A 24,143-nucleotide genomic window follows, 5' to 3' on the forward strand; every position below is an offset into this window, starting at 1 on the left:
GACGACTCGTGATGGTCAAAAAGCGACAAGGTGGCATCCGCGATCTGGAGTTCGCCGCACCGGCCGGGATCCCGCACGCGGTCGAGGTGATGAGCCTGCATGACCTGCGGTCCCGGACCGACCGCGCCCTGCTCGGCTCGCCGCAGCGGCCGACGTTCCACCACCTGCTCACCCTGGACCGCGGCACGCTGCACCACACCGTCGACTTCACCCGGCACGAGCTGACCCCGGGCTCCTGGCTGTGGGTACGGCCCGGCCAGGTCCAGCAGTGGGGCGACCTCGGCGACGTCGACGGCATGCTGATCCTCGTCGAGCCCACGTTCCTCGACGCCACCCACACCGGCCCGGCCCGGTACGACTTCTCCGCCGAGGACCGCCGGCGCCTGACCGTGTCCGCAGGCCACCTCGCCGGCGTGTTCGCCGACCCCGGCTCACTGCCGCTCGACGTGCGCCAGGCCGTGCTGCGGCAACTGCTCGTCGTCCTCGTCACGCAGCTGACCCACCTCGGCTCCCCGCATACCGAGGCCGTGCCCGAGACCGTCTTCGTGCGCTTCCGCGACACCCTCGAACGCGACTTCACCCGCAGCCACCGGCTCGACGACTACGCCCGCACGCTCGGCTACTCCACCCGCACCCTCTCCCGCGCCACCCAGGCCGCGGCCGGCGTCAACGGCAAGGAGTTCATCGACCGGCGCATCGTCCTGGAGGCCAAACGCCTGCTCGCGCACAGCGACCACACCGCCGCCCAGATCGCCACCCGCCTCGGCTTCACCAGCGCCACCAACTTCACCAAGTACTTCCACGTGCGCACCGGCCACACCCCGATCGCGTTCCGCAGCACTCTCAAAGGTCGATGACCAGGCAAGGTGTGATCGCGCGGGAGACGCACAGCATCATGCACGTGTTGGCGGACTTCTCCCGGGCGGTCAACACGAAGTCGCGGTGGTCGACCGCGCCGGCCAGGACTGTGGTCTCGCAGCTGCCGCAGATGCCCTCTTCACAGTCGGTGAGGACGTCGATGCCCGCGGCCGTGACCGCTTCGAGCGCGCTGCTGCCCGGGGGCACCGTGAGGTCCAGGTTGGACCGTTCGAGCCGGAGCGTGAAGGCGCCGGGCTCCGCGGCAGGCAGGTCCGGAGCCTCGAAGTACTCGGCTCGCAGCCGGTCGGCGAGCCCGCGTGACTCCAGCGTGGACCGCACGGCGTCGATCAGCGAGACAGGCCCGCAGACGTAGACGAGCGCGTCGGGGCGCGCGCCGTCGAGCAGCGCGGCAACGTCAGGCCGGCCGGAGGCGGCGGTGGCATGGACGACCGCTCGCGTGCCGAGCGCGTGAATCCGGGACAGAAAAGGCATTTTCGCGGGGGTACGACCGATGTAGGCCAGCCGCCACGGCGTGCCGCCACGCGCGAGCCGCTCCGCCATCGGCAGCAGCGGCGTGATGCCGACCCCGCCCGCGATCAGCACGATCTCCGGCGCCTCCTCCAGTGCGAAGTGGTTCTTGACGCCACGCACGGTGACCCGGTCGCCGGGACGTACCTCCCGGTGCAGCCAGGCGGAGCCGCCACGCCCGGCCGGCTCGTGCCGGACCGCGATCGTCAGCGAGGGCGCGTCCGGGTCACCGCACAGCGAGTACTGCCGGACGCTGCCGTCGCCGATCACCAGATCGAGGTGGGCGCCCGGTTCCCACCGTGGCAGATGTCCCACGGCGGAAACCAGCTCGACCGCGAGGACGTCGTCGGACTCGAGAACGAGACCGCGGACCATCAGCTCGTGCACGGTCACGCCTTGTAGACGACGTAGACCTTGCGGAGCCGCTCGGTGACGGTCCACTCGCCTTCCCAGCCGATCGGGAAGTAGGCGGTCGCGCCCGCGGTCAGTTCGACCGGCTCGCCGCCGTCCTCCGTGACGACCATGCGCCCGGCGACCACGTGGATGATCTCGCCGCGGGTCAGGAACTCCCAGCGGGACGTGCCCGGCTCGGACTCCCAGACGCCGGAGATCAGGCGGCGGTCGTCGGTGGCGAAGTCGACGCGGCTGCGGACGGTTATGTCGCCGCCGAGCGGTGCGGCGCTGGGCGGGCCGAGCAGCTTCTCCGCGAGGTCGGTCGCGTCCAGCGGGCGGTTGGCGAGGGTCATGGCGCTCCATCCTCAGATTGGATACCAAGACCTTAACTGTGGATCCCAAGTGAGGCTAGAGCGAATGCGCGGAAGGATCGCGGCGGGCGCCCGGTGATCTCCTCGACGAGCCGCGTGGTCCGGTCCTCCGCACCGGCCGCGATCGCCGTGTCCATGCCGGCCAGCAGATCCGCGAACCCAGCCGGGGTGCCGTGGTCGCGCAGACGTGCGGCGAGCTGCCGCTCGCCGACCCGGCGATGCCGGACCGGACGCCCGGTCACCTCGGTCAGCACCGCAGCCACGTCGTCGAAGCTGAGCGGCTCCGGCCCCGTCAGGACGACGTCCCGCCCGCCCTCCGCCTCCCCCGACAGGAACATGGTGGCGACGGCGGCGATGTCGTCCGGATCGATGAACGGGACGCGGCCGTCGCCGGTGGCGCTGACGATCTCACCGTCGCGGCGGGCGGACGCCGCGTGCAGGTGCGTACCGGTGAAGTTGCTGGCGAACCAGCTCGGGCGCAGGACCAGCCAGTCCGGCACGTACTTCCCGAGGTAGTCGACGAACGGCACTGCAGAAGAACTCAGGAGTACGAGACGCTGCAGCTTCGCCCGCGCAACCTCGGCCAGGAACGGCTCCACCACCGGGTCCGGATCGGCGACACCCGGCGGCAGGACCAGATAGACGCCGTGCGCGCCGTGCAGCGCGGGCGCGTAGGTGTCCGGCGCTGACCAGTCGAACCGCACGTCCGCCGACCGCCCGGCCCGGCGCACCGCGGCACCCCGCGCGCCCAGCCGTCTCGCCACCCGGCTGCCCGTGGTGCCGTTCGCGGCCGTGACCAGCACCGTCATGCGGCGACCTGCTGCAGCATCAGCGGGTTCCAGTAGTCACGGTAGTGCCGGATGCGGTCACCGACGATGGTCAGCACCGCGATGTAGCGGGCCGTGTAGGGCGCGCCGCCGGCGACGATCAGCCCGCTGGCCGCCATCTCCGCGACGATCACGTCCGGGTCCGCGGTCTCGTGCACGATCACGTCGTGGATGCGCTGGATGTTCACCATGTCCGTGTAGCCGTCGAGGTAGGCCTCGACCTCGGCGCGCCCGTTCAGCCGCTGCGGCCGTCCGGGCGGCGCGAACGGGAACTCCATCACCGCGTCATCCGCATAAAGCGCGATAAATGCCGCCATGTCGTGTGCGAGCAGCGCATCGGTGGCACGCCGGAACACCTCTGATGGACTCATGGCTTCTCCTTTAGACTGCGGACTGCCGGTCCGCTTCACCATAGCGGACTATCGGTCCGCTTAGGAAGGGCAGGTGTCGTCGTGCGCGCAGACAAGGCACGCAACCGGGAGGCCGTCCTCGCCGCCGTGGCACGCCTGCTCGAAGAGGCCGACGACCCCGACGAGGTCTCGATGGACGCGGTCGCCGCCGCGGCAGGCGTCGGCAAGGGCACGATCTTCCGCGGCTTCGGCGACCGCCGCGGCCTGATCCGCACGCTCTACGACGACCGGGTGGCGCAGTCACTCGCGCCGACGCCGCCGACCGCCGAATCCCCTTCGGACGCCGCCGTCGAGCTGCTGACCCGGGTATGGACGTTCAAGGAGCAGCACCGGGGCCTGACGCTCGCACTGGAACGGGAAGGACAGGGCAGCCCGTACCAGAGCGCCGGATACGACCGGCTGCACGCGGACCTGGTCTCGCTGATCACCCGGGGACGCGGGCCGGAGAACGCCGGATTCCTGGCCCATGCGCTGCTCGCGGCCGTGCGCAGCGACCTGGTGGAGCACCTGCGCCGGCAGCCGGACGGGGATCCGCTCGCCGGACTGCGCGACCTGGTCCGCCAGGTGTTCTCATGACAAGTTCATCAACGCTGTTTCGGTACGGCCCCACACCTTCGGGCTAGGTGACCCCGGGTCACCGTGGCCCGGCCTGCGGCTCGCCGTGGCGGACGTCGTAGGCCGAGCCGTCCGCGAACACCAGGGCCGGGCCGTCGTCGCGGTGCAGGCGGTGTGCCTCGCCCCGATGGACGACCTGGGGTCCGTACACGGCCTCCGGCTCGACCGACATCGAGACCGGCCGGCGCGACACCACACACACGTCGGTGCGCGGCCACCACCAGCCGGCGCCGCAGCGGCCCAGGTCGGCGATCTGGCCGAAGTACCGCACGTAGCCGGGCGCGTCCTTCAGCGGACCCAGCAGACCCAGCCGCAGGACCGCATCGTAGAAGCCGACCCACATCGCGGCGGTCCACGCCTCGAAGGGCGCGGGCACCGACCGATCGGAGCGCACCGCCCCGCGCACCGACACCCGCAGCCACGCGTCGGCCTCGTAGCCGTGGGTGCCCTCCACCGGCGGCCCGTACCAGTCGTAGACGGTGACCCCGAACGGCTCGGCGATCTCCGCGAGGAGATCGGCGTCGACGTCCTCGAGGTCGAACCCCACCTGGTGCAGCAGGGACGCGTCGACCCAGATCACGCCCCGCGGATCCACCCACCCGGTGATGCCCTGCGGCTGATCCTTCCTGGGCAGGACGTCACCCGCCCGCTCACCGAGATCGCCCAGCAGCCGCGCCGCCGCACGCGGCGAGTCGACCCAGGCGATCCGCGGCATCGGGGCCGCCATGTCCTCGTAGACCGACCGGATCACCACCTCGGTCGCCTCCCGGTCCAGCGGCCAGGACACCGCGGCCGCCGCCCGCCAGTCCCGCGCCAGCCCCGTCACCAATTCGGCCTGCTCCGCGTTCAGCCTCATCCCCAGAGGCTGGCACAGCACCGCAAGAGCACGACACTCACCAGGTCGCGACCGGGGTCCGAACCTGACGCCGGTCCGGACCCCGGCGGACGAGTCACACGGAAGCCGGAGCCGGAGCCGCCGCGATCTCCTCCGCCCAGTGGCACGCCACCCGGTGGTTCGTCGCGCCGGTCGAGATGGTGCGCAGCAGCGGGCGCTCGTCCTTGCAGCGCGTGTCGCGCACCCACGGGCAGCGCGTGTGGAAGCGGCACCCCGACGGCGGCGCCGCCGCGGACGGCAGGTCGCCGCGGAGGATGATCCGCTCGCGCCGGTCCTCCACGTCGGGGTCCGGAACCGGGACGGCCGAGACGAGAGCCCGCGTGTACGGATGCAGCGGCGTCGCATACAGGTCGTCGCTGTCTGCCTCCTCCACCAGCGACCCCAGATACATCACGCCGACCGTCCGGGACACGTGCCGGACCACGGCCAGGTCGTGCGCGATGATCAGGTAGGTCAGCCCCCGGGACGCCTGCAGGTCGGCGAGCAGGTTGAGGATCTGCGCCTGGATGGAGACGTCCAGCGCGGAGACCGGCTCGTCCGCGACGATCAGGTCCGGCTCGACGATGAGCGCGCGGGCGATGCCGATGCGCTGCCGCTGCCCGCCGGAGAACTCGTGCGGGTAGCGGGACAGCGAGTTCCGTGGCAGGCCGACCGCGTCCAGCACGTCCGCCACCAGGGCGCGGCGCGCCGCCGTACCCGAACCGATGTTGTGGGTGTGGAGCCCTTCGAGCAGGATCGTCTCGACGTTCTGCCGGGGGTCGAGGCTGGACATCGGATCCTGGAACACCATCTGCACGTGGCGGCGCATGCCGCGCAGGCGACGACCGTGCAGCGCGGTGAGGTCGGTCCCGTCGTAGGTGACCGTGCCCGACGTCGGCGTGTTCAGCCGCATGATGGCGCGGCCGAGCGTGGACTTGCCGCAGCCGGACTCGCCGACCAGGCCGTAGGCCCCGTGCCGCGGGATCGAGAACGAGACCCCGTCGACCGCGCGCACGTGCCCGACCGTGCGGTTGAGCAGCGCGCCCCGGGTGATCGGGAAGTGCACGGACAGGTCTTCCACCTGTAAGAGGCTCATGACGGTGCTCCTGCTCGCACGCAGCGGTGTGTGTGGCCCTCGTCGACGACGTGCAGCGCGGGCGGCCCGGCCACGCACTCGTCCGCGCTCAGCGCGCAGCGCGGCGCGAACGCGCAGCCGGTCGGCCACGGCAGCACGTCGCGGACCGAGCCGGGGATGGCGGCCAGCCGGTCGCCGCGTGGCGTGTCCAGACGCGGAATCGAGCCGATCAGGCCCAGCGTGTACGGATGCTGCGGCGCCCCGAACAACTGCCGGCGTTTCGCGGTCTCGACCAGCCGTCCGGCGTAGAAGACGTTGACCGTGTCGCACAGCCCGGCCACCACGCCGAGGTCGTGCGTGATCAGCAGCAGCGAGGTGCCGGAGTCCTTGACCAGGCCGGAGAGCAGGTCGAGGATCTGCGCCTGGATGGTGACGTCGAGCGCGGTGGTGGGCTCGTCCGCGATGATCAGGCGGGGCCGGCAGGCGACCGCGATCGCGATCAGCACGCGCTGCCGCATGCCGCCGGACAGCTGGTGGGGATAGTCGCGCAGCCGCCGCGTCGGGTCCGGGATGCCGACGCGTTCCAGCAGGTCCGCGGCCTCTTTCCGAGCAGCCGAGCCGGACAGGCCGCGGTGCCGGGTGAGCACCTCGGTGACCTGCGTGCCGATCGGCACGACCGGGTTGAGCGAGGAGAGCGGGTCCTGGAAGACCATGGCCACGTCCCGGCCGCGCACGTCGCGCAGCCGTCGCCGGTCCAGGCTCAGCAGGTCGGTGCCGTCGAGCGAGGCCCGGCCGGTGACCTGGACCTCCTTGCCCTTGGGCAGCAGTCCGAGGATCGCCATCGCGGTCACGGACTTGCCGCTGCCGGACTCGCCGACGAGGCCGACGACCTCGCCGGCGTTGACCTGGAAGGACACTCCGTCGACCGCGTTGACGGCGGGACGGCCCCTGGGCGCGAACGTGACGGCCAGGTCGGAGACGTCGAGCAACGGCATGGTCACCTTCGCAGCTTCGGGTCGAGGGCCTCACGCATCGACTCGCCGAGCAGCGTGAACCCGAGCGCGATGACGATGATGCCGACCGAGGGGTAGATCGCCCATTCCGGGCGTACCGAGAGGTAGCGCTGCGCGTCCGCGAGCATGACGCCCCACTCCGGGATCGCCGCGTCCGCGTTGCCGAGGCCGAGGAAGGACAGCGCGGCCGCCTCGATGATCGCGGTGGCCAGCGTGAGCGTGGCCTGCACGATGACCGGTCCGACCGAGTTCGGCAGCAGGTGCGACCAGGCGATCTTCCATTGGGGTACGCCGAGCGCGACCGCCGCCGTGACGTACTCGCTCTCGGCCTGGGCCAGCATCGCGCCGCGCAGCAGCCGGGCGAAGATCGGCACGGAGACCAGGCCGATCGCGATCATGACGGTGGCCAGGCTCTGCCCGAGCACGGCCGCGACGCTGACCGCGAGCAGCAGGCTGGGCACCGCGAGCAGCATGTCGATGATCCGCATGATGAACGAGTCGAGGAAGCGTCCGGCACGTCCGCCGAGACCGGCCGCCGCGCCCGCGATGCCGCCGATCAGCACGCCGACGGCCAGGCCGAGCAGTGTGGACACGACGCCGACGATGAGCGTCTGCCGCGCGCCGACGATGAGCCGGCTGAACTCGTCGCGGCCGAGGTGGTCGACGCCGAGCCAGTTCTCCGCGCGCGGGCCGGGGAACGCGCCGCGCGCCTCGCTGATCTCGCCGCGCCACGCCTGGCTGAGCGGGTCGTGCGGCACGAGCAGCGGTCCGACCAGCGCGATGACGACGAACAGCACGACGATGACCGCGCCGATGATCGCCGGTGGGCTGCGGCGCAGACGCCGGAGCGCTTCCTGCCACAGGCTGAGACCGTGCTGGTCGGCGAGCCGGTCGATGCGATCGGCCTTGCGGGTCAGGACGCTCACCGGACCCGGATCCGCGGGTCGATCAGGCCGTAGGACACGTCCACCACCAGATTCACGAGTACGTAGATGAGCGCGATGAACAGGATGAAGCCCATCAGCACCGGATAGTCCAGTTCGGAGATGGCCTGCGCGAGGAACGCCCCGATGCCGGCGAACGCGAACACGGTCTCGGTCAGCACCGCGCCGGACAGCAGCGTGCCGGTCATCAGGCCGATCGTGGTCGAGACCGGCAGCATGGCGTTGCGCAGCACGTGCCGGCGGCGCAGCACCGCGTCGGTGAGGCCCTTGGCCTCGGCCGTGCGTACGTGCTCGGTGCCGAGCACCTCGATCACGCTTGCCCTGGTGATCCGGACGATCGCGGCGAGCGGGATGCTGGCCAGCGTGAGGCCGGGCAGCACCAGGTGCCAGAGCGCGTCGAGCGACGCGTCCCACTCCTGGGTGAGCAGCCCGTCGAGCACGTAGAAGCCGGTCACGTGCGTGGCGTCGATGGTCGGGTCCTGGCGGCCGGTGGACGGGAACCAACCGAGGTTCTCCGCGCCGACCGCCTTGAGCACGTAGCCGAGGAAGAAGATCGGCACGCAGACGCCGAGCAGGGACCAGCCCACGGAGAGCTGGTCCAGGATCGAGCCGCGGTGCCGTGCGGCCAGGTAGCCGAGCGGGATGCCGAGCCCGATCGCGATGATCATGGCGGTGACGGTCAGCTCGACCGTGGCCGGGAACCGGTCGGCGAACTCGGTGAGCACCGGCCGCCGGGTGGAGATCGACGTGCCGAGATCGAAGCGGGCAAGCCGTTCCAGGAACTTGCCGTACTGCACGATCAGCGGCTCGTCGAGGCCGAGGCTCTGCCGGATCAGCACGAGCTGCTCCGGCGTGCCCCGGTCCCCGAGGAGCGCGGTCTCCGGACCGCCCGGCAGCTGACGCGGCCAGATGAACAGCAGGATCGACAGGCCGAACAGCGTCGGTACGAGCTGCATCAGCCGCCGGGCGATGAAGCGACCCATTTAGCTCGTGTACTCCGCGGTGTAGAGGCGCAGCTCGCTGCTGAGCGGGCTGGTCTTGATGCCGGTCAGGTTCTTGCCGAGCACGAGCGCGGCCGGCGTGTGCGAGATCGGGATCGCCGGGAGCGTCTCCATGATTTTCGCGTTGAGCTGCTTGTAGAGCTCGGTGCGCTTGGTCGCGTCCGGCTCCGCGTCGGCCGTCTTGAACAGGTCGAACAGCGCCTGGTCCTCGAACCCGAAGTCCTTGCGCGGCCGGTCGAAGAACGTGCCGATGAAGTTGTAGGCGTCGCCGTAGTCACCGGTCCAGCCGAGCATGTGCAGGTCGTGGTCGGACGTGGTGCGGATCGCGGCCAGGTAGTCCGGCGTCCACTTCAGCGGCACCGGCTGAATGGTGATGCCGGCCGCCTCGAGGTCCGCCTTCTGGATCTCGAACAGGTCCTTGGTGCTCGGCATGTACGGCCGCTGGACCTCGGTCGGGTAGTAGTACTTCAGCGTCAGGCCCTCCGCGCCGGCCTCCTTGAGCAGCGCCTTCGCCTTGGTGACGTCGTACGGGTACTTCGTCACGTCCGCGTTCCAGCCCGCGAGCGTCGGCGGGATGAACTGGGTGGCGACCTCCGCGCCCGGCGGCAGCTTCGAGTCGACCAGCGCCTGCCGGTTGAGTGCGATCGCTATCGCCTGGCGGACCCGCAGATCCTTCAGCTTCGGGTTCGCGGCCTGGTCGATGCCGAGGTAGAGGATGTTGAACGCGGGCTTCATGAGCACGTTGAAGCCCTCGTCGGCCAGCGGCTTCTGGTCCGCGGGCGCGACCGCGTCGTAGCCCTGGATGTCACCGGAGCGCAGCGCCTGCTTGCGCGCGGCCTCGTCCGGAATCGCCGTGAAGATGACCGTCTTGATCTTCGCCTTCTGGCCCCAGTAGCCGTCGTAGCGCTCCAGCGTCACGCGCTTCGCGGCCACGTCCCAGGAGACGAACTTGTACGGCCCGGTGCCGGTCGGGTGCGCCTTCACGTACTCCGGGTACTCCACGGACTGCGTGGTGCCGCCGATCGTGGCGCCGAACTTCTGCATCGCGGCCGGGCTGTGGATCGAGAACGACGGCAGGCCCAGCGCGGACGGAATCTTGCTGGACGTGCGGGTCAGCGTCAGCACCGCGGTGGCCGCGTCCGTCGCCGCGCACGACTTGTAGAGGCTCGGCGGCAGCGACTCGCTCTCGTTCTTCGCGAACCCGCCGAACACGTCCTGCCAGTAGCCGGTCACGTCCGGGCTCTGCATGACGCCGGTCGCGTTGAACCAGCGGTCGAAGTTCGCACACACGGCGGCGCCGTCCAGCGTGGTCCCGTCGTGGAACGTCACGCCCTGCCGTATCTTGAACGTCCAGGTCAGACCGTCCGGGCTGGCCTGCCAGCTCTCCGCGAGACCGGCCTCGACCTCGGTGCCGCCCGGCACCGGCTGCACCAGCGTCTCGAACATCTGCCGCGCCACCCGCAGCGTCTCGCCGTCCTTCGCGAACGACGGGTCGAGCATCTTGGGGTCGGCCGCGACGCCGAAGACCAGCGTCTGGTCACCCTCGGTCGTCTCACCCCGCTTACTCTCCGCACAGCCCGCGGAGAGCAGCACGGCCGCCGTTGCCACGGCCGCGGTCACCGCCTTAGCCCTGAACGCCTGCATGACGCCTCACCTCATGGTCATGGAAAGAACAACACAACTCGTCCACTCTGGGTGGCCACAGTGGATCATGTCGTCGTGTCGATGAGATTTCCTACCACAGGGTGACGACCGCCGCTGGCGCGGGTCCGTCAAGAATTCAAATATTCAGCAACATCTTCCGGCCACCTGCGCACCTCGGCCTCGACGGTCGCCACCTGCAGTTTCGCGTGCGGGAGCACCTCGTGGAGCAGGTGCGCGGAGCTCACCGGGTGCACCGGATCGGTCTCCCAGGCGAGAATCAACGTGTCGTTCTGTACCCGGCCCAGAACGTCACGATCGGGCAGGTCGGACGCGGCCGCACCGCGCAGCACCGAGGGAAGAAGATCCAGATCAACGGCGGCCTTCTGGGGGTACGACGGAAGGCTCGCGAAGATCGGCGGAGGCGCGGACGGCGGCGCCGGCGTCCCGCGCTCAACCGCGGCGGCCTCGGCCAGATAGAGCCGCGCGTTGACCCGGGTCGCGCCGGTCGTCGGCGGGATGATCAGCACCAGGCGGCGGAACCGCTCCGGCGCCCGGCTCGCGGCCCACAGCAGCGTGCCGCACCCCATGGACGCGCCCATGAAGTCGATCGGCGCGCCCTCCCCCACCGTCTCCGCGACCGCGATCAGGTCGTCGGCAAGATGTGACCAGGTGTAGTCCTCGGCAACGGGCCGACCGGTCGATGCGCCGTGCGCGCGGGCGTCGTACCGGACGAGGCGTCGCTCTGTGATCACCGGCGACCAGTCGTGCAGGCCGCGCGTGTCCTCCGCGCCCCGGCTCAGCAGCATCCCGTGCGCGTAGCCGACCGGCGGTCCGTCACCCCGCACCCAGCACGCCAGCTCCGCCCCCGGCCTTGATATCCACAGATCCGCCACGCGCCCATGATGCCGCACTCGATCCGGCGGTCCGCGCGGGCTTGAGCTCCGGCGGCAGCCCGCGGGTGATCCGGTCGAACAGGTCGGTCAGCGGCTCGCCCAGGTCACGGCCGAACGGCGTCAGCCCGTAGGTGACCTGCGGCGGCGTCGCGGGCGTGACCTCGCGCCAGACCAGGCCGTCCGCGACCAGCCCGCGCAGCGTCTGGGCCAGCATCTTCTCGCTGATGCCGTGGATGCTCTCGCGCAGCTCGAAGAACCGCAGCCCGTCGCCCCGCGTGGTGGTCAGCAGCGAGATCAGCACCCAGATGCCCCACCGGCTGGTCACGTGGTCGACCACGTCCCGCGCCGGGCAGTCCGTGTGAAAGACCTCATAACGCGCCCCGACGCCGGCCACCGCGACCTGCTCACTGTCCACCATGTCATGAGCTTACCCAGAGGTACGTCCTTACCGAGAGTAAGCCTGGCCCCTAGCGTCGTGGGCACCGCAACCCACCGACACAGGGAGTACGTCATGATCGTGATCACCGGGGCGACCGGCAACGTGGGCCGGCCGCTGACGCAGGCGCTGGCCTCGCAGGGACAGCAGGTGACCGCCGTGTCCCGCACCGCGGCACCGGTGCCGGACGGCGTGCGGCACGTCGCGGCCGACCTGTCCGTGCCGGACGGCCTCGCACCCGCACTGGACGGCGCGAAGGCACTGTTCCTGCTGCTCTCCGGCGATCTGCACGCGCCCGGGGCCCGCCCGGCGGACCTGATCGGCCAGGCCGTCGACGCCGGCGTCCGCCGGATCGTCATGCTCTCCACGCTGGGCGTGGTGACCCGGCCGTACGGCACGACCCGGATCGCGACCCGCGCGGTCGAGGACACGCTGCGATCCTCCGGTGCGGACTGGGCGATCCTGCGGCCGGGCGGCTTCGACTCCAACGTGCTGTGGTGGGCCGAGTCCATCCGCACGCGGCGGGTGGTGCCCGCGCCGTTCGGCGACGTCGGTGTGCCCGCGATCGACCCCGCGGACATCGCCGAGGTCGCGGCCGCCTGCCTGCTGGACGAGCGGCACACCGGCGGCGTCTACGCGCTGACCGGCCCGTCGGCGATCACACCACGGGAACAGGCGGCGGCCATCGGTGCGGCGCTCGGCGAGCCGGTCCGCTTCCACGAGCTGACCCGGGAGGAGGCCAAGGCCGCCATGGTCGCGAACATGCCGCCCGAGGTCGCCGACGACACGCTGGACATCCTGGGCAACCCCAGCCCGGACGAGGTCCGCGTCAGCCCGGACGTGGAGCGCGTCCTCGGCCGCGCCCCGCGCACGTTCGCGGAGTGGGCGGTGCGCAACGTGGCCGCGTTCCGCTGATCAGGCGGCGTCACCGGGGCGGACCAGGCCGGTGTCGTAGGCGATGATGACGGCCTGGACGCGGTCGCGGGCGCCGAGCTTGGCCAGCACCCGGCCGACGTGCTTCTTCACGGTCGACTCGGTCAGCACCAGGCGTTCCGCGATCTCGGTGTTGGTCCAGCCGCGGCCGATCGCGACCAGCACCTCGTGCTCACGCTCGCTGAGCGCGGTCAGCCGCGCGTCCCCGCCGGGCGCCGGCGTCGCATCGCGGGTGTAGGCCTCCATCAGGCGGCGGGTCAGCCGCGGCGCGACCACGGCGTCCCCGGCGTCGACCGCGTGGATGCCGGCGATCAGCTCCTCCGGTCGGGCGTCCTTGAGCAGGAAGCCGCTGGCGCCGGCGCGCAGCCCGGCGTAGACGTACTCGTCGAGGTCGAACGTGGTCAGGATCAGCACGCGGGTGCGCCCGCCGAGCGCCACGATCCGCCGGGTGGCCTCGATGCCGTCCATGCCGGGCATGCGCACGTCCATCAGCACCACGTCCGGGCGCAGCTCCGCGGCCATCCGTACCGCCTCGGCGCCGTGCCCGGCCTCGCCGACCGAGGACATCCCGGGCGTACCCTCCAGGAGCATCGTGAATCCGAGGCGCTGCAGGGGCTGGTCGTCGACGATCAGGACGGTGGTCATGCCAGCGCCGCCGGGCGGTCGTTGAGCAGCGTCTCGACCTGCCAGCCGCCGGACCCGTGGCGGCCCGCGCTCACCTCGCCGCCGTAGAGACCGGCACGTTCACGGATGCCGGCCAGGCCGTGGCCGGGCTCGTCACCGGGCGCGGGCACGAACCCGGCGGACGGGCCGGTGTCGCGCACGCTCACCCGTACCGTGTGATCCTCTGCGGTCACCGAGACCGTGGCCGCGGAACCCGCGCCCGCATGCTTGAGCGTGTTGGTCAGCGCCTCCTGCACGATCCGGTAGACGGTCAGCTGCAGGCCGCTGCCGAGCGCGCCCACCTCGCCGGTCGTGCGGTAGTCGACGGTCAGCCCCGCCGCGCGCACCCGCCGGACCAGGTCGTCCAGGTCCGCGACGCCGGGCTGCGGGCTCAGCCGCGCCGCGGTCGTGCCGTCACGGAGCACACCCAGCACGCGCCGCAGCTCGCCGAGCGCCTGCCGGCCGGTCTCGCCGATCAGGCGCAGCGGCTCGGCCGTGGACTCGCCGCGGCTGGCCGCCAGCACCGCGCCGCCGTCCGCGAGACCGATCATCACGGAGAGATTGTGACCGACGATGTCGTGCATCTCGCGCGCCACCCGGGACCGTTCCGCGGCCGCGGTCAGCCGCTCGCGCTGATCGCGCTCGACCTCGAGGCGGTGGGCGCGGTCCTCCAGCGCGGCCAGGTAGGCGGCCCGGGTCCGCACGGTCAGCGCCAGCGCCACCGCGGCGGTCCCGACACCGATCATGAAGAACATGCCGGTCCACGGGTGCGCGACCGGCAGCAGCAGGTGCATGCCGACGCCGACCAGGGCCACCACCACCCCGCAGAACCAGGCGAGGGTACGCAGGTTGCCGTGCCGGGCCAGCGCGTACAGCGCGAGGAGCATCGCCATGCCGGCCTGCAGCCACGCGCCGGCCAGCCAGACGCCGAACTCGACCGCGAGGACCACGCCCAGCACGATCGCGGGGGCCCGCCGCCGCCAGAAGAGCGTGAACACCAGCAGCCCGACCAGCGCACCGGTGACCGTGGGCGGCAGCGTGCCGAACTCGTCGCCGCCGAACGGGCCGCCCTCGGCGGCGTGCCGGTCGCCGAACACGTCGCCGAGCCCGGACAGTACGACCGGGACCAGCACCAACAGGTCCAGCACCCAGGGCCGCCGCCGAACGGCGGCGGCCATCCTCTGCTGCGCCCGCAGCAGCCAGGTGTCGCTCATCGCGCTCATTCTGTCTTACGCGTCCGTCTTCACCAGCCGGTACGCGGCCGCGGCGAGCGTGGCGGCCACCCAGCCCGCGAAGATCGCCAGGCCGATCCAGGGCCGGTCCGAGGTGGTGGACATGATCTCGCTGCCCGCGTTGCTGGGCAGGTAGCCGTCGATCGCGTCGTACCAGTCGGACGGCAGCAGCATGGCGAGGCCGGGCAGGATCAGCAGGCCACCGGCCAGGATCGCGATGCCGCCGGCGCTGGACCGCACCAGCGCGCCGAGCGCCACGCCCAGCACGCCGACCAGGCCCAGGTAGAGGCCGACGCCGAGCAGGCTGCGCAGCACGTTGTCGTCCGAGAACGCCATCGCGACCGGCTCGCCGTCCAGGATCGGCAGGCCGACGGCGAACGCGGCGAGCGCACCCACCGCGCCGACGATCAGCGCGATCGGGCCGTAGAGCAGCGCCTTCGCCCAGAGGACCGGAAGCCGTGCGGGTACGGCCGCGAACGTGGCCCGGATCAGGCCGGTGCTGTACTCACCGGCGCTGACCAGCACGCCGAGCACGCCCAGCGCCAGCGAGGCGAATGTGGTGCCGGAGATCGCGATCGAGACCGCGTCCATGCCGTCCGGCCCGAGCGGGCCGGGCGGGCCGACCTCGTCGCCGCCGGGGTTCGCCGTGTAGGCGAACGCCGCGATCGCGCCCAGCGCGCCGATCAGCAGCAGCGAGACGCCGAGCGTGATCCATGAGGAGCGCAGCGACCAGAACTTGGTCCACTCCCCGGCCATCACGCCGCGGAACGTCAGCTTTCCCGTGTGTTTTCTTGTTTCTACCGTTACCGGGCGCTCGGCGGTCATGGTGGTCATGCGGGCACGCTCCCGTACTCGACGCTGTCTCTGGTCAGGTCCATGAACGCGTCCTCCAGGGACGCGGTGCGCGTGGTCAGCTGGAACAGCGGCACCCCGTGCGCGCCGGCGATCGCGCCGATCTCGCGCGCGTCCATGCCGGTCACGTCCAGCTCGCCGTCCGCGCCCGAGGAGACGCTCACGCCGGGCCGGGCCAGCAGGCCGCGCAGCCGGTCCGCCTCGTCGCTGCCGACCCGCACGCCGCCGCCCACGCTGGTGATCAGCTCGGCCACGCTGGTGTCGGCCAGCAGCCGGCCCTTGCCGACGACGACCAGGTGGTCCGCGATCAGCGCGGTCTCGGCCATCAGGTGCGAGGAGAGCAGCACGGTGCGGCCCTCCGCGGCCAGGCCGGACAGCAGCCCGCGCACCCACAGCACGCCCTCCGGGTCGAGGCCGTTGACCGGCTCGTCCAGCATGATCACGGCCGGGTCGCCGAGCAGCGCGGCCGCGATGCCGAGCCGCTGTCCCATGCCGAGCGAGAACGCGCCGGCCCGCTTGCCCGCGACCGCGGTGAGACCGGCCAGGTCCAGTACCTCGTCGACGCGGGAGCGCGGGATGCCGTGCGTGCGGGCCAGCGCCAGCAGGTGGCTGCGCGCGCTGCGGCCCGGGTGCACGGAGCGCGCCTCGAGCAGCGCGCCGATCTCGTGCAGCGGGGCCGCGTGCTCCGCGTAGCGTTTCCCGTTGACGGTGACCGTGCCGGACGTGGCCTTGTCCAGCCCGATGATCATCCGCATGGTGGTGGACTTGCCCGCGCCGTTCGGCCCGAGGAAGCCGGTGACCTGCCCCGGCTTCGCCGTGAACGTCAGCCCGTCGACCGCGACCTTCGGCCCGTAGCGCTTGGTGACCTGCCGTACCTCGATCATGATTCCCGCTCCTCGTTCCTCATGATCTCCACGCTAGGAGCGCGCGGCGGCCGTTCCGTGGTACCGAAGGCGACTCCTGCCGCGGGCGACTGGTACCTGGGTACCAGTGCGACCCCTAAGGTCACTCAACGTGCCAGTGGTGACGCCCTCGGTTACGCTCTGGGCATGCGACTGATCGGGCTCATCGGCGGCATGAGCTGGCAGTCGACGGCCGAGTACTACCGGCTGATCAACGAGATGGTGGCGGAGCAGCTGGGCGGGCTGCACTCCGCGCGCTGCCTGGTGTACTCAGTGGACTTCGCGCCGATCGAGCGCATGCAGGCGGACGGGCACTGGGTGGACGCCGCGATCGAGCTGGGCCGCGCGGCACGGGCCGTGGAGGCGGGCGGCGCGGAGCTGCTGGTCCTGTGCACGAACACGATGCACAAGATCGCACCCGAGATCCAGGCGGCGGTACGGATCCCGCTGCTGCACATCGCGGACGCGACCGCGGCCGCGGCGCTGGCCGCGGGCGTACGCACGGTCGGGCTGCTCGGCACCCGGTTCACCATGGCCGAGCCGTTCCTGTCCGACCGGCTGGCCGCGCACGGCCTGCGCGTGCTGGTGCCGAACGCACAGGATCGGCGCCTGGTCAGCGACATCATCTACGCGGAGCTGTGCCGGGGCGTGGTCCGGCCGGAGTCACGGGCGGCGTACCGCGGCGTGATCCGGCGGCTGACCACGGCCGGCGCGCAGGGCATCGTCTTCGGCTGCACCGAGATCGAGCTGCTCGTGGACCAGAGCGACAGCGACGTGCCGGTCTTCGCGTCGACCCGGCTGCACTGCGCGGCCGCGGTCGAGGCCGCGCTGTCCGTCTGACCTGGGCATTCCGGGACAAACAGCCCTGCGAGTCAGTAATCATTATCTTCTGGGCGGTGCATTCCGCCGCAGGTAGAACCCAGTCGTACTTGTTGTACGTACAGTCTCGACAGGAGGTACGAGCCGTGCATACAGTCACACCGTCAACTCGCGAGGCGGCACCGCCTCCGTTCAAGGAGACATCTCCATGCCACGAACCCACCGGGCACTCCGTGTCGTAGCGGCGCTGGCCGCCACCTCTGCCCTGCTCACCTCGCTCGTCGCCTGCGGCTCCGGTTCGTCCGGGGACTCCGACGGGTCCGCCACCGTGACGCTGATCCTCAAAGACCTGCAGAACCCGTTCTTCACCGCGCTCGCCGACGGCGCCAAGGCCGAGGCCGCGAAGCACGGCGTGGACCTGACGGTCGTGGCCGCGAAGAAGGACGGCGACGAGCAGGGCCAGATCGACGAGATCGAGAACGCCGTGCTCAAGGGCCAGGACGGCATCCTGATCCTGCCCAGCGGCCCCGCGGTCAACAACGCCATGAACGACGCCCGCGCCAAGGGCGTCACCGTGATCGCGCTGGACACGCCGCCGGACCCGATCGACACCGCGGACCTCACGTTCGCGACCGACAACTTCCAGGCCGGCCAGCTGATCGGCGAGTGGTCGAAGACGTTCATGGCCGGCAAGCCCGCGGTGATCGCCATGCTCGACCAGTTCAGCGACCGGACCATCCAGACCGACCTGAACCGCGACCAGGGCTTCCTCCAGGGCATGGGCATCGACCTGGCGGACAGGACCAAGAAGGGCGACGAGGCGCAGTCCGGCACGTACGGCGGCGGTGGCACCTACACGATCGCCTGTCAGGAACCGACCACCGGCGCGGAGGACGGCGGCCGTACCGCGATGGAGAACTGCCTGACCAAGAACAAGGACATCAACCTCGTCTACACGATCAACGAGCCGTCCGCGGCCGGTGCCTACAAGGCGCTGCAGGCCGCCGGGCTGCAGGACAAGGTCACGATCGTCTCCATCGACGGCTCCTGCGACGGCGTCGAGAACGTCTCGAAGAACGTCATAGCGGCCACCTCGCAGCAGTACCCGGTGAAGATGGCCGAGCTGGGCGTGAAGGCGATCGCGGACAAGGTCGCGGGCAACGCGCTGCCGTCCCCGTCCGACGGGCTGGACTTCTTCAACACCGGCACCGCGCTGATCACCGACAAGGCGCAGGCCGGCGTCACGTCCGTCTCCACCGCCGACGGCGCGAAGATCTGCTGGTGACATGAGCGCCACCGAGACCTCGACGAAGGGTCCCGCGGCCACCGGCCGCGGGGCCTCCCCCGCCCTCCGTGCACAGCATGTGCTGCACGAGCACCCCTGGGTCAGCCCGCTGGTGCTGCTGGTGCTGTCCATCGTGGTGTTCACGTCGCTGAACCCGGACTTCGCCCAGCCCCGTGCGATCTCGCTGCTGCTGCAGCAGACCGCGGTCATCGCCGCGCTCGGTGTCGGCCAGACGCTGATCATCATCACCGGCGGCATCGACCTGTCCGTCGGCGCGGCCGCGATCCTGGCCTGCATGTCCTCCGCGCTGCTGTCCTCGCAGCACGGCGTGCCCGCGCCCGCGGCGATCCTGATCGGCGTGCTCATCGGCGCGCTCTGCGGGCTGGTCAACGGCGCGCTGGTGTCCCGGATCAACCTGCCGCCGTTCATCGTCACGCTCGGCACGCTCAGCATCTTCACCGCGATCACGCTGATGCTCACCGGCGGCTCCACCGTGCAGGGCAGCAAGATGCCCGGCGCGATGACCGCGGCCGGCACCCGGGTCCCGCTGTTCGGCCTGGACCTCAACGTCGGCATCATCGTGGTGGCGGTGCTCTACCTGGCCGTCGGCTACGCGCTCGGCTTCACCGCGTGGGGCCGCCGCGTCTTCGCGGTCGGCGATGCGCCCGAGGCCGCCCGCCTCGCCGGCATCTCGGTCAGCCGGGTCCGGCTGAGCGTCTACATCGTGGCCGGCGTCATCTACGGCATCGCCGCCTGGGTGCTGATCGGCCGGGCCGGCGCCGCCTCGCCGAACGGCGTCGTGGACGCCAACCTGGCCAGCATCACGGCCGTGGTCATCGGCGGCACCAGCCTCTTCGGCGGCCGCGGCGGCGTCATCGGCACCGTGCTCGGCGCGCTGATCGTGCAGAGCTTCGCCATCGGGCTGACGCTGGTCGGCCTCGACGACGAGTACCGCGTGCTGGCCGTCGGCGTCCTCGTCATCGCCGCCGTCGCCGCCGACCAGTGGATCAGGAAGGTGCGGTCATGACCGAGAGCACGCGACGCCCGGTCCTGTCGGCCCGCGGCATCCGCAAGACGTTCGGCCGCGTCGTCGGCCTGGACGGCGTCGACCTGGATGTCTTCCCCGGCGAGGTGCTCGCGATCATCGGGGACAACGGCGCCGGCAAGTCCACGCTGATCCAGTGCCTGACCGGCGCGCTGGTCCCGGACGGCGGCACGCTCGAACTGGACGGCACGCCGGTCTCGTTCAGGCGCCCGCAGGACGCCAAGGACGTGGGCATCGAGACGGTGTACCAGTCGCTGGCCATGTCGCCGGCGCTGGACATCGCCACGAACATGTTCCTCGGCCGCGAGATCCGCCGGCCCGGCCCGCTCGGCTCCGTGTTCCGGCTGCTGGACACCAAGGCCATGCGGGAGAAGTCGATGGCCGCGGTCCAGCAGCTCGGCATCCGCACCATCCAGAACCCCGGCCAGCGCGTCGAGACGCTCTCCGGCGGCCAGCGCCAGGCCATCGCCGTGGCTCGCGCGGCCGCGTTCGGCTCCAAGCTGGTGGTCCTCGACGAGCCGACCGCGGCGCTCGGCGTCCGCGAGTCCGGCCTGGTCCTGGACGCGATCAAGGCGCTGCGCGACCGTGGCCTGCCGGTGATCCTGATCAGCCACAACATGCCGCACGTGTGGGAGATCGCGGACCGCATCCACATCCAGCGGCTCGGCCGCTGCGCCGGCGTCATCACGTCGTCCAGTCACGACATGACCCAGGGCGTCGCGATCATGACCGGCGCCGCGACGCTCTGACGTCTCATCGAGAGGAAACACCATGGGCCTGGTCAGTGGACTTGAGGTCATAGAACAGTGCATGTCCAGGGGGTTGGTGGCGGGCGCCTTCAACACCACCAACATCGAGACCACGATGGGCATCGTCGCGGCGATCGAGAACACCGGCGTGCCCACGTTCATCCAGGTCGCGCCGACCAATGCGGTGCTCTCCGGGTACGACTACATCTACGACATGGTCAGCCGCCGGCTCGCCGCGGTCGACGTACCGGTGGCGCTGCACCTGGACCACGGCCGCACGCTCGACGACGTCAGCGCGTCGCTGGCCGCCGGCTTCACCTCGATCATGATGGACGCCTCCGGGCACGACTACGACCAGAACGTGTCGCTGTCCCAGCAGGCCCGCCGGCTCACCCCGCCCCGCTACGCGCTCGAGGTCGAGCTCGGCAGCATCGGCGGCAAGGAGGACGACCTCGGCCCGGAGCGCGAGGCCACCACCGACCCCGCGCAGGTGGCCGCGTTCGTCGAGGCGACCGGCTGCCAGATGCTCGCGGTCTCGGTCGGCAACGTGCACGGCTACGCGCCGGACGTGCGCATCGACATGGACCTGCTGCGCCGGGTGCAGGAGGCGAGCGCGGTGCCGCTGGTCATCCACGGCGGCTCCGGCCTGCCTGCGGAACAGCTCGGCCGGCTCCACGAGTACGGCGTCGTGAAGGTCAACGTCGCCAGCGACCTGCGCAACGCCATGATCAGGACGTTCGGCGAGGCCTATGTGGCCAACCCGAAGGAGTACGCGCTGATCCGGGTCTCCCGCGCGGCCGTGGGCGCCATCACGGACGTCGTCGAGAGCCGGATCAGAACCCTGAACCCCGGCATCTGACGGGATCACGCGGAGGACCAGGACGATGAAACCCACGATCACGATCGACATCGGCACCACCAGGATCAAACTCGGCTTCTTCGACGGCGACGGCCACCAGCTCGCGTCCGACAAGCAGCCCACGCCCAACGTGACCGACTCCTGGGGAGTCGTCTACGACGTGGACGCGCTCCTGGCGATCATCGTGCGATTCGTCCGGAGCCTCGACCCGGCGCACCGGGAGGCCGTGGCCCGCATCGCCATCGCCGGGGTGGGCGAGTCCGGCGGGCTCGTCGGCCCCGGCCTGGAACTGCGCTCCCCCATGATCCTCTGGCACGACCAGCGCGGCGCCGCCCTGATCAACGGCCTCGACCACGCGGCCCGCACCCGCGTCTACCGGCGCACCGGGCTGCCCGCCAACGCCAACTACTCGCTGTCCAAGGTCGCCTGGGCGGTCGCGCACACCACGTACGGCACCGAGGATCTGCGCTGGCTCAACGTGTCCGAGTACGTCGCGGCCTGGCTCACCGGTCACCGCTGGGCAGAATACTCGCTGGCCAGCCGCACCATGGCGCTCGACCTGCGCGCCGGCGAGTGGTCGCCGGAGATGTGCGCGCTGGCCGGCGTCGACCCGGCGCTCTTCCCCGGCCTGCGCCGCGCGGACCAGGGCCAGGAGCTGTCCGCCACCGTCGCCCGGGACACCGGGCTGCCCGCGGAGGTGAGCGTGCACGTGGTCGGCCACGACCACATGGTCGGCGCGGCCGGGGCCGGCCTGCGCAAGGGCGAGGTGCTCAACTCCACCGGCACCACCGAAGGCGTGCTGCTGCTGCGCGACGAGCCGAGCCTGGACGACTACTCGGCCCGGTCGATGCTGGCGAACGGGCTGGCCTGCGACGGCTCCGCCTACACGCTCTTCGCCTCGATCCCGACCGGCGGCTCCGCGTTCGAGACGCTGCAGCGGATGCTCGGCATGTCCGAGTCGATGCTGGCGACCTGCGTGGCCGCGCTCAGCGAACGCTACCTGTCCGGGCAGATCGACCTCGCCGCCGTCCCGGTCGTCGTGCCGCAGTTCCGGGGCAGCCCGCCGCCGGAGAAGTCCGCGGCCGCGCGTGGCCTCATCGCGAATCTCGGCAGCGGCGTACGCGCGGAGGACATCGTTTTCGGGTGTTTTCTGGGTCTGGCCATTCAGTTCGCCACGGTTCTGGAGCTGTTCCGGTCCGACGCGACCACCATCAAGGTCATCGGCCCGGCCAGTGAGAACCGGCTCTGGCTGCACCTGAAGGCCGACTTCCTCGGCGCGGACCTGAGCGTCTCCACGTTCCCCGAGGTGGTGTCCCGCGGCGCCCAGGCACTCGCCTCCGCGCACACCAGCGACTGGGACTCCTGCGACCCGTGGCTCGTGGAGGCGGACCCGGGCCGGCACGCCCAGCTGCGGGAATGGCGCGAATCCATGCGCCCGGTCATGCGGAACCTCGGACAACTCTCATGGTGAACAACGGTGGTAACTCATGACGCTGGTAGCCGGGATCGACTCCTCGACCCAGAGCTGCAAGGTGGAGGTCCGCGACCTGCGGACCGGCCGGCTCGTCCGCGAGGGCAGGGCCGCACACCCGCCGCAGAAGATCATCCACCCGGACGAGTGGTGGCAGGCGCTGCTGCTCGCCGTGGACCGGGCCGGCGGCCTCCACGACGTCTCCGCACTGTCGGTCAGCGGCCAGCAGCACACGCCCGTCTTCCTCGACGATGACGGCGCGGTCGTCCGCGACTCACCACTGTGGAACGACACCGGGTCTCACCCGCAGGTCGTCGCGCTCAACCGGGAGATCGGCTTCGACGAGTGGATCCGGCGCACCGGGCTGCCGATCACGCTCTCCGACACCGTGGTCAAGCTGCGCTGGCTGCGCGACACCGACCCGGCGTCCGCGCGTCGTACCGCTGCGGTCGCGGTCGTCCACGACTGGCTCACCTGGCGCCTGATGGGCTTCGGACCCGGCCGGGCCGGCTTCGACCACCTCGTCACCGACCGCTCCGAGGCCAGCGGCACCGGCTACTGGTCCGGTGAGACCGGCGACTACTGCCCCGACCTCGTCGTACACGCGCTCGGCAGGTCCGTGCGCCTGCCCCGGGTGCTCGGCCCGCTGGACCGCGCCGGCGTCACCGCGGACGGCATCCCCGGCATCCCGCCCGGCCTGGTCATCGGCGCGGGCAGCGGCGACAACGCCGCGGCCGCGCTCGCGCTGCAGCTGCGCGTCGGCGACGCCGTCATGTCGCTCGGCACGTCCGGCGTGGTCTACAGCCGCAGCGCCAAACCGGTGCACGACTACTCGGGCGTGGTGTGCGGCTACGCCGACGCGACCGGCGACCACCTGCCGCTGGCCGCCACGCTGAACGCGGCCCGCGACCTCGACGCCGGCATCAACCTGCTCGGCTGCACCTACGGCGAACTGTCCACGCTGGCCCTGGAGGCCGCGCCCGGCGCCGGCGGGCTGACGTTGCTGCCCTACTTCGAGGGCGAACGCACGCCCGACCTCCCGCAGGCCACCGCGTCCCTGCACGGCGCCACACTCACCAACTTCACCCGGCCGAACTTCGCCCGCGCCGTCATCGAAGGCATGCTCGCCAGCCAGGTCGTCATGATCGAGGCGGCGCGGGCCTGCGGCGTACCCATCGACCGCCTGCTGCTCATCGGCGGCGCGGCCCGCAGCCCCGCCGTGCAGCGGATACTGACCCAGATCATCGACGTGCCTCTGCTGCTGCCCGAACCCGGCGAGTACGTCTCGATCGGCGCCGCGGTCCAGGCCGGCGGCGCGCTCACCGGCACGTTCCCCGACTGGAGCCCGACCGTCCGCGACGTCCCCGGCGCCCGCACCGAAGACCTGATCATGAGTCAGCACCGGGCCGCGCGGGCCGCACTGTCCTACGACACCGCCCTCGCATAGTCCC

At 71.3% G+C, this 24,143-nt stretch carries 26 protein-coding genes; 10 read left to right on the forward strand and 16 right to left on the reverse strand.

What is annotated here, in order from left to right; all coding sequences use genetic code 11:
* The first annotated feature begins 11 nt into the window (after window positions 1-11).
* Window positions 12-857, forward strand: coding sequence for a helix-turn-helix domain-containing protein (locus tag OP04_RS07255; RefSeq protein ID WP_033338757.1), 846 nt, complete (start codon window positions 12-14; stop codon window positions 855-857).
* On the opposite strand, the gene OP04_RS07260 is transcribed toward OP04_RS07255, so the two are convergent.
* The 4 genes from OP04_RS07260 to OP04_RS07275 are packed head-to-tail and all read right to left on the reverse strand — an operon-like array spanning window position 844 to window position 3,348.
* Window positions 844-1,779: a PDR/VanB family oxidoreductase gene (locus OP04_RS07260; RefSeq protein WP_033338758.1), complete on the reverse strand. Its 936-nt coding sequence runs from the start codon at window positions 1,777-1,779 to the stop codon at window positions 844-846. The two genes, OP04_RS07255 and OP04_RS07260, sit on opposite strands and share 14 nt — an antisense overlap.
* On the reverse strand, window positions 1,776-2,132 hold the full coding sequence (locus OP04_RS07265) for a cupin domain-containing protein (protein WP_033338759.1): 357 nt from the start codon (window positions 2,130-2,132) through the stop codon (window positions 1,776-1,778). Before OP04_RS07265 ends, OP04_RS07260 begins: the two co-directional genes overlap by 4 nt.
* 32 nt (window positions 2,133-2,164) lie before the next feature.
* Complete coding sequence (locus tag OP04_RS07270) at window positions 2,165-2,959, reverse strand: Rossmann-fold NAD(P)-binding domain-containing protein (RefSeq protein WP_033338760.1); 795 nt, start codon at window positions 2,957-2,959, stop codon at window positions 2,165-2,167.
* Entirely contained in the window at window positions 2,956-3,348 is a 393-nt protein-coding gene (locus tag OP04_RS07275) for a nuclear transport factor 2 family protein (RefSeq protein ID WP_033338761.1), read from the reverse strand. The genes OP04_RS07270 and OP04_RS07275 overlap by 4 nt, the downstream gene beginning before the upstream one ends.
* Before the next feature lie 81 nt (window positions 3,349-3,429).
* Between OP04_RS07275 and OP04_RS07280 the strand changes: the two genes are divergently transcribed.
* A complete protein-coding gene (locus tag OP04_RS07280; RefSeq protein WP_033338762.1) occupies window positions 3,430-3,963 on the forward strand; it encodes a TetR/AcrR family transcriptional regulator in 534 nt (177 codons plus the stop codon).
* 58 nt (window positions 3,964-4,021) lie between these two features.
* Here OP04_RS07280 and OP04_RS07285 read toward each other — a convergent pair whose 3' ends face one another.
* The 8 genes from OP04_RS07285 to OP04_RS07320 form a co-directional block, all read right to left on the reverse strand.
* Window positions 4,022-4,858, reverse strand: a complete 837-nt coding sequence (locus tag OP04_RS07285; RefSeq protein ID WP_033338763.1) for a DUF6745 domain-containing protein — start codon at window positions 4,856-4,858, stop codon at window positions 4,022-4,024.
* A 94-nt stretch (window positions 4,859-4,952) separates the two neighbouring features.
* Entirely contained in the window at window positions 4,953-5,972 is a 1,020-nt protein-coding gene (locus tag OP04_RS07290) for an ABC transporter ATP-binding protein (protein ID WP_033338764.1), read from the reverse strand.
* Window positions 5,969-6,946, reverse strand: a complete 978-nt coding sequence (locus OP04_RS07295) for an ABC transporter ATP-binding protein (protein WP_033339057.1) — start codon at window positions 6,944-6,946, stop codon at window positions 5,969-5,971. The genes OP04_RS07290 and OP04_RS07295 overlap by 4 nt, the downstream gene beginning before the upstream one ends.
* Window positions 6,947-6,948: 2 nt before the next feature.
* Window positions 6,949-7,890: an ABC transporter permease gene (locus tag OP04_RS07300; protein ID WP_033338765.1), complete on the reverse strand. Its 942-nt coding sequence runs from the start codon at window positions 7,888-7,890 to the stop codon at window positions 6,949-6,951.
* Window positions 7,887-8,891 (reverse strand): ABC transporter permease, encoded by a 1,005-nt coding sequence (locus OP04_RS07305; RefSeq protein WP_033338766.1) that lies wholly within the window; start codon window positions 8,889-8,891, stop codon window positions 7,887-7,889. Before OP04_RS07305 ends, OP04_RS07300 begins: the two co-directional genes overlap by 4 nt.
* Window positions 8,892-10,553, reverse strand: a complete 1,662-nt coding sequence (locus tag OP04_RS07310) for an ABC transporter substrate-binding protein (protein WP_033338767.1) — start codon at window positions 10,551-10,553, stop codon at window positions 8,892-8,894.
* A 128-nt stretch (window positions 10,554-10,681) separates the two neighbouring features.
* Complete coding sequence (locus OP04_RS07315; RefSeq protein WP_033338768.1) at window positions 10,682-11,446, reverse strand: alpha/beta fold hydrolase; 765 nt, start codon at window positions 11,444-11,446, stop codon at window positions 10,682-10,684.
* Entirely contained in the window at window positions 11,388-11,864 is a 477-nt protein-coding gene (locus tag OP04_RS07320) for a winged helix-turn-helix transcriptional regulator (protein WP_085066293.1), read from the reverse strand. The genes OP04_RS07315 and OP04_RS07320 overlap by 59 nt, the downstream gene beginning before the upstream one ends.
* 93 nt (window positions 11,865-11,957) lie before the next feature.
* Between OP04_RS07320 and OP04_RS07325 the strand changes: the two genes are divergently transcribed.
* Entirely contained in the window at window positions 11,958-12,797 is an 840-nt protein-coding gene (locus tag OP04_RS07325; protein WP_033338769.1) for an NAD(P)H-binding protein, read from the forward strand.
* On the opposite strand, the gene OP04_RS07330 is transcribed toward OP04_RS07325, so the two are convergent.
* Genes OP04_RS07330 through OP04_RS07345 form a run of 4 tightly spaced genes read right to left on the reverse strand, consistent with a single transcriptional unit; the run spans window position 12,798 to window position 16,446 of the window.
* Window positions 12,798-13,460: a response regulator gene (locus OP04_RS07330; protein ID WP_033338770.1), complete on the reverse strand. Its 663-nt coding sequence runs from the start codon at window positions 13,458-13,460 to the stop codon at window positions 12,798-12,800. It abuts the gene before it with no gap.
* Entirely contained in the window at window positions 13,457-14,692 is a 1,236-nt protein-coding gene (locus OP04_RS07335) for a sensor histidine kinase (protein ID WP_232323504.1), read from the reverse strand. The genes OP04_RS07330 and OP04_RS07335 overlap by 4 nt, the downstream gene beginning before the upstream one ends.
* 15 nt (window positions 14,693-14,707) lie before the next feature.
* A complete protein-coding gene (locus OP04_RS07340; RefSeq protein ID WP_033338771.1) occupies window positions 14,708-15,544 on the reverse strand; it encodes an ABC transporter permease in 837 nt (278 codons plus the stop codon).
* Window positions 15,541-16,446: an ATP-binding cassette domain-containing protein gene (locus tag OP04_RS07345; protein ID WP_033338772.1), complete on the reverse strand. Its 906-nt coding sequence runs from the start codon at window positions 16,444-16,446 to the stop codon at window positions 15,541-15,543. Before OP04_RS07345 ends, OP04_RS07340 begins: the two co-directional genes overlap by 4 nt.
* 165 nt (window positions 16,447-16,611) lie before the next feature.
* On the opposite strand from OP04_RS07345, the gene OP04_RS07350 reads away from it, so the two are divergent.
* The 7 genes from OP04_RS07350 (at window position 16,612) to OP04_RS07380 (ending at window position 24,139) form a co-directional block, all read left to right on the forward strand.
* A complete protein-coding gene (locus OP04_RS07350; RefSeq protein WP_033338773.1) occupies window positions 16,612-17,304 on the forward strand; it encodes an aspartate/glutamate racemase family protein in 693 nt (230 codons plus the stop codon).
* Window positions 17,305-17,491: 187 nt separating this feature from the next.
* Window positions 17,492-18,568 (forward strand): substrate-binding domain-containing protein, encoded by a 1,077-nt coding sequence (locus OP04_RS07355; protein WP_033338774.1) that lies wholly within the window; start codon window positions 17,492-17,494, stop codon window positions 18,566-18,568.
* A 1-nt stretch (window position 18,569) separates the two neighbouring features.
* Complete coding sequence (locus OP04_RS07360) at window positions 18,570-19,595, forward strand: ABC transporter permease (protein WP_033338775.1); 1,026 nt, start codon at window positions 18,570-18,572, stop codon at window positions 19,593-19,595.
* Window positions 19,592-20,362: an ATP-binding cassette domain-containing protein gene (locus OP04_RS07365; protein WP_033338776.1), complete on the forward strand. Its 771-nt coding sequence runs from the start codon at window positions 19,592-19,594 to the stop codon at window positions 20,360-20,362. The genes OP04_RS07360 and OP04_RS07365 overlap by 4 nt, the downstream gene beginning before the upstream one ends.
* Before the next feature lie 22 nt (window positions 20,363-20,384).
* Entirely contained in the window at window positions 20,385-21,221 is an 837-nt protein-coding gene (locus tag OP04_RS07370; protein WP_033338777.1) for a class II fructose-bisphosphate aldolase, read from the forward strand.
* A 25-nt stretch (window positions 21,222-21,246) separates the two neighbouring features.
* On the forward strand, window positions 21,247-22,692 hold the full coding sequence (locus OP04_RS07375; RefSeq protein ID WP_033338778.1) for an FGGY-family carbohydrate kinase: 1,446 nt from the start codon (window positions 21,247-21,249) through the stop codon (window positions 22,690-22,692).
* Between the two features lie 16 nt (window positions 22,693-22,708).
* Window positions 22,709-24,139, forward strand: a complete 1,431-nt coding sequence (locus OP04_RS07380) for an FGGY family carbohydrate kinase (RefSeq protein WP_033338779.1) — start codon at window positions 22,709-22,711, stop codon at window positions 24,137-24,139.
* Window positions 24,140-24,143 lie beyond the last annotated feature (4 nt).

The organism is Catenuloplanes japonicus, assembly GCF_000717135.1.
Taxonomy (GTDB): Bacteria; Actinomycetota; Actinomycetes; order Mycobacteriales; family Micromonosporaceae; genus Catenuloplanes; species Catenuloplanes japonicus.

What these genes read in the sequence shown, in the direction of transcription:
- OP04_RS07320 (WP_085066293.1), bottom strand. Translation starts at nt 11,864, where the DNA reads ATGGTGGACAGTGAGCAGGTCGCGGTGGCCGGCGTCGGGGCGCGTTAT.
- OP04_RS07335 (WP_232323504.1), bottom strand. Translation starts at nt 14,692, where the DNA reads ATGAGCGACACCTGGCTGCTGCGGGCGCAGCAGAGGATGGCCGCCGCC.
- OP04_RS07345 (WP_033338772.1), bottom strand. Translation starts at nt 16,446, where the DNA reads ATGATCGAGGTACGGCAGGTCACCAAGCGCTACGGGCCGAAGGTCGCG.
- OP04_RS07340 (WP_033338771.1), bottom strand. Translation starts at nt 15,544, where the DNA reads ATGACCACCATGACCGCCGAGCGCCCGGTAACGGTAGAAACAAGAAAA.
- OP04_RS07270 (WP_033338760.1), bottom strand. Translation starts at nt 2,959, where the DNA reads ATGACGGTGCTGGTCACGGCCGCGAACGGCACCACGGGCAGCCGGGTG.
- OP04_RS07310 (WP_033338767.1), bottom strand. Translation starts at nt 10,553, where the DNA reads ATGCAGGCGTTCAGGGCTAAGGCGGTGACCGCGGCCGTGGCAACGGCG.
- OP04_RS07355 (WP_033338774.1), top strand. Translation starts at nt 17,492, where the DNA reads ATGCCACGAACCCACCGGGCACTCCGTGTCGTAGCGGCGCTGGCCGCC.
- OP04_RS07325 (WP_033338769.1), top strand. Translation starts at nt 11,958, where the DNA reads ATGATCGTGATCACCGGGGCGACCGGCAACGTGGGCCGGCCGCTGACG.
- OP04_RS07295 (WP_033339057.1), bottom strand. Translation starts at nt 6,946, where the DNA reads ATGCCGTTGCTCGACGTCTCCGACCTGGCCGTCACGTTCGCGCCCAGG.
- OP04_RS07380 (WP_033338779.1), top strand. Translation starts at nt 22,709, where the DNA reads ATGACGCTGGTAGCCGGGATCGACTCCTCGACCCAGAGCTGCAAGGTG.
- OP04_RS07305 (WP_033338766.1), bottom strand. Translation starts at nt 8,891, where the DNA reads ATGGGTCGCTTCATCGCCCGGCGGCTGATGCAGCTCGTACCGACGCTG.
- OP04_RS07255 (WP_033338757.1), top strand. Translation starts at nt 12, where the DNA reads ATGGTCAAAAAGCGACAAGGTGGCATCCGCGATCTGGAGTTCGCCGCA.
- OP04_RS07350 (WP_033338773.1), top strand. Translation starts at nt 16,612, where the DNA reads ATGCGACTGATCGGGCTCATCGGCGGCATGAGCTGGCAGTCGACGGCC.
- OP04_RS07360 (WP_033338775.1), top strand. Translation starts at nt 18,570, where the DNA reads ATGAGCGCCACCGAGACCTCGACGAAGGGTCCCGCGGCCACCGGCCGC.
- OP04_RS07285 (WP_033338763.1), bottom strand. Translation starts at nt 4,858, where the DNA reads ATGAGGCTGAACGCGGAGCAGGCCGAATTGGTGACGGGGCTGGCGCGG.
- OP04_RS07365 (WP_033338776.1), top strand. Translation starts at nt 19,592, where the DNA reads ATGACCGAGAGCACGCGACGCCCGGTCCTGTCGGCCCGCGGCATCCGC.
- OP04_RS07275 (WP_033338761.1), bottom strand. Translation starts at nt 3,348, where the DNA reads ATGAGTCCATCAGAGGTGTTCCGGCGTGCCACCGATGCGCTGCTCGCA.
- OP04_RS07265 (WP_033338759.1), bottom strand. Translation starts at nt 2,132, where the DNA reads ATGACCCTCGCCAACCGCCCGCTGGACGCGACCGACCTCGCGGAGAAG.
- OP04_RS07290 (WP_033338764.1), bottom strand. Translation starts at nt 5,972, where the DNA reads ATGAGCCTCTTACAGGTGGAAGACCTGTCCGTGCACTTCCCGATCACC.
- OP04_RS07330 (WP_033338770.1), bottom strand. Translation starts at nt 13,460, where the DNA reads ATGACCACCGTCCTGATCGTCGACGACCAGCCCCTGCAGCGCCTCGGA.
- OP04_RS07375 (WP_033338778.1), top strand. Translation starts at nt 21,247, where the DNA reads ATGAAACCCACGATCACGATCGACATCGGCACCACCAGGATCAAACTC.
- OP04_RS07370 (WP_033338777.1), top strand. Translation starts at nt 20,385, where the DNA reads ATGGGCCTGGTCAGTGGACTTGAGGTCATAGAACAGTGCATGTCCAGG.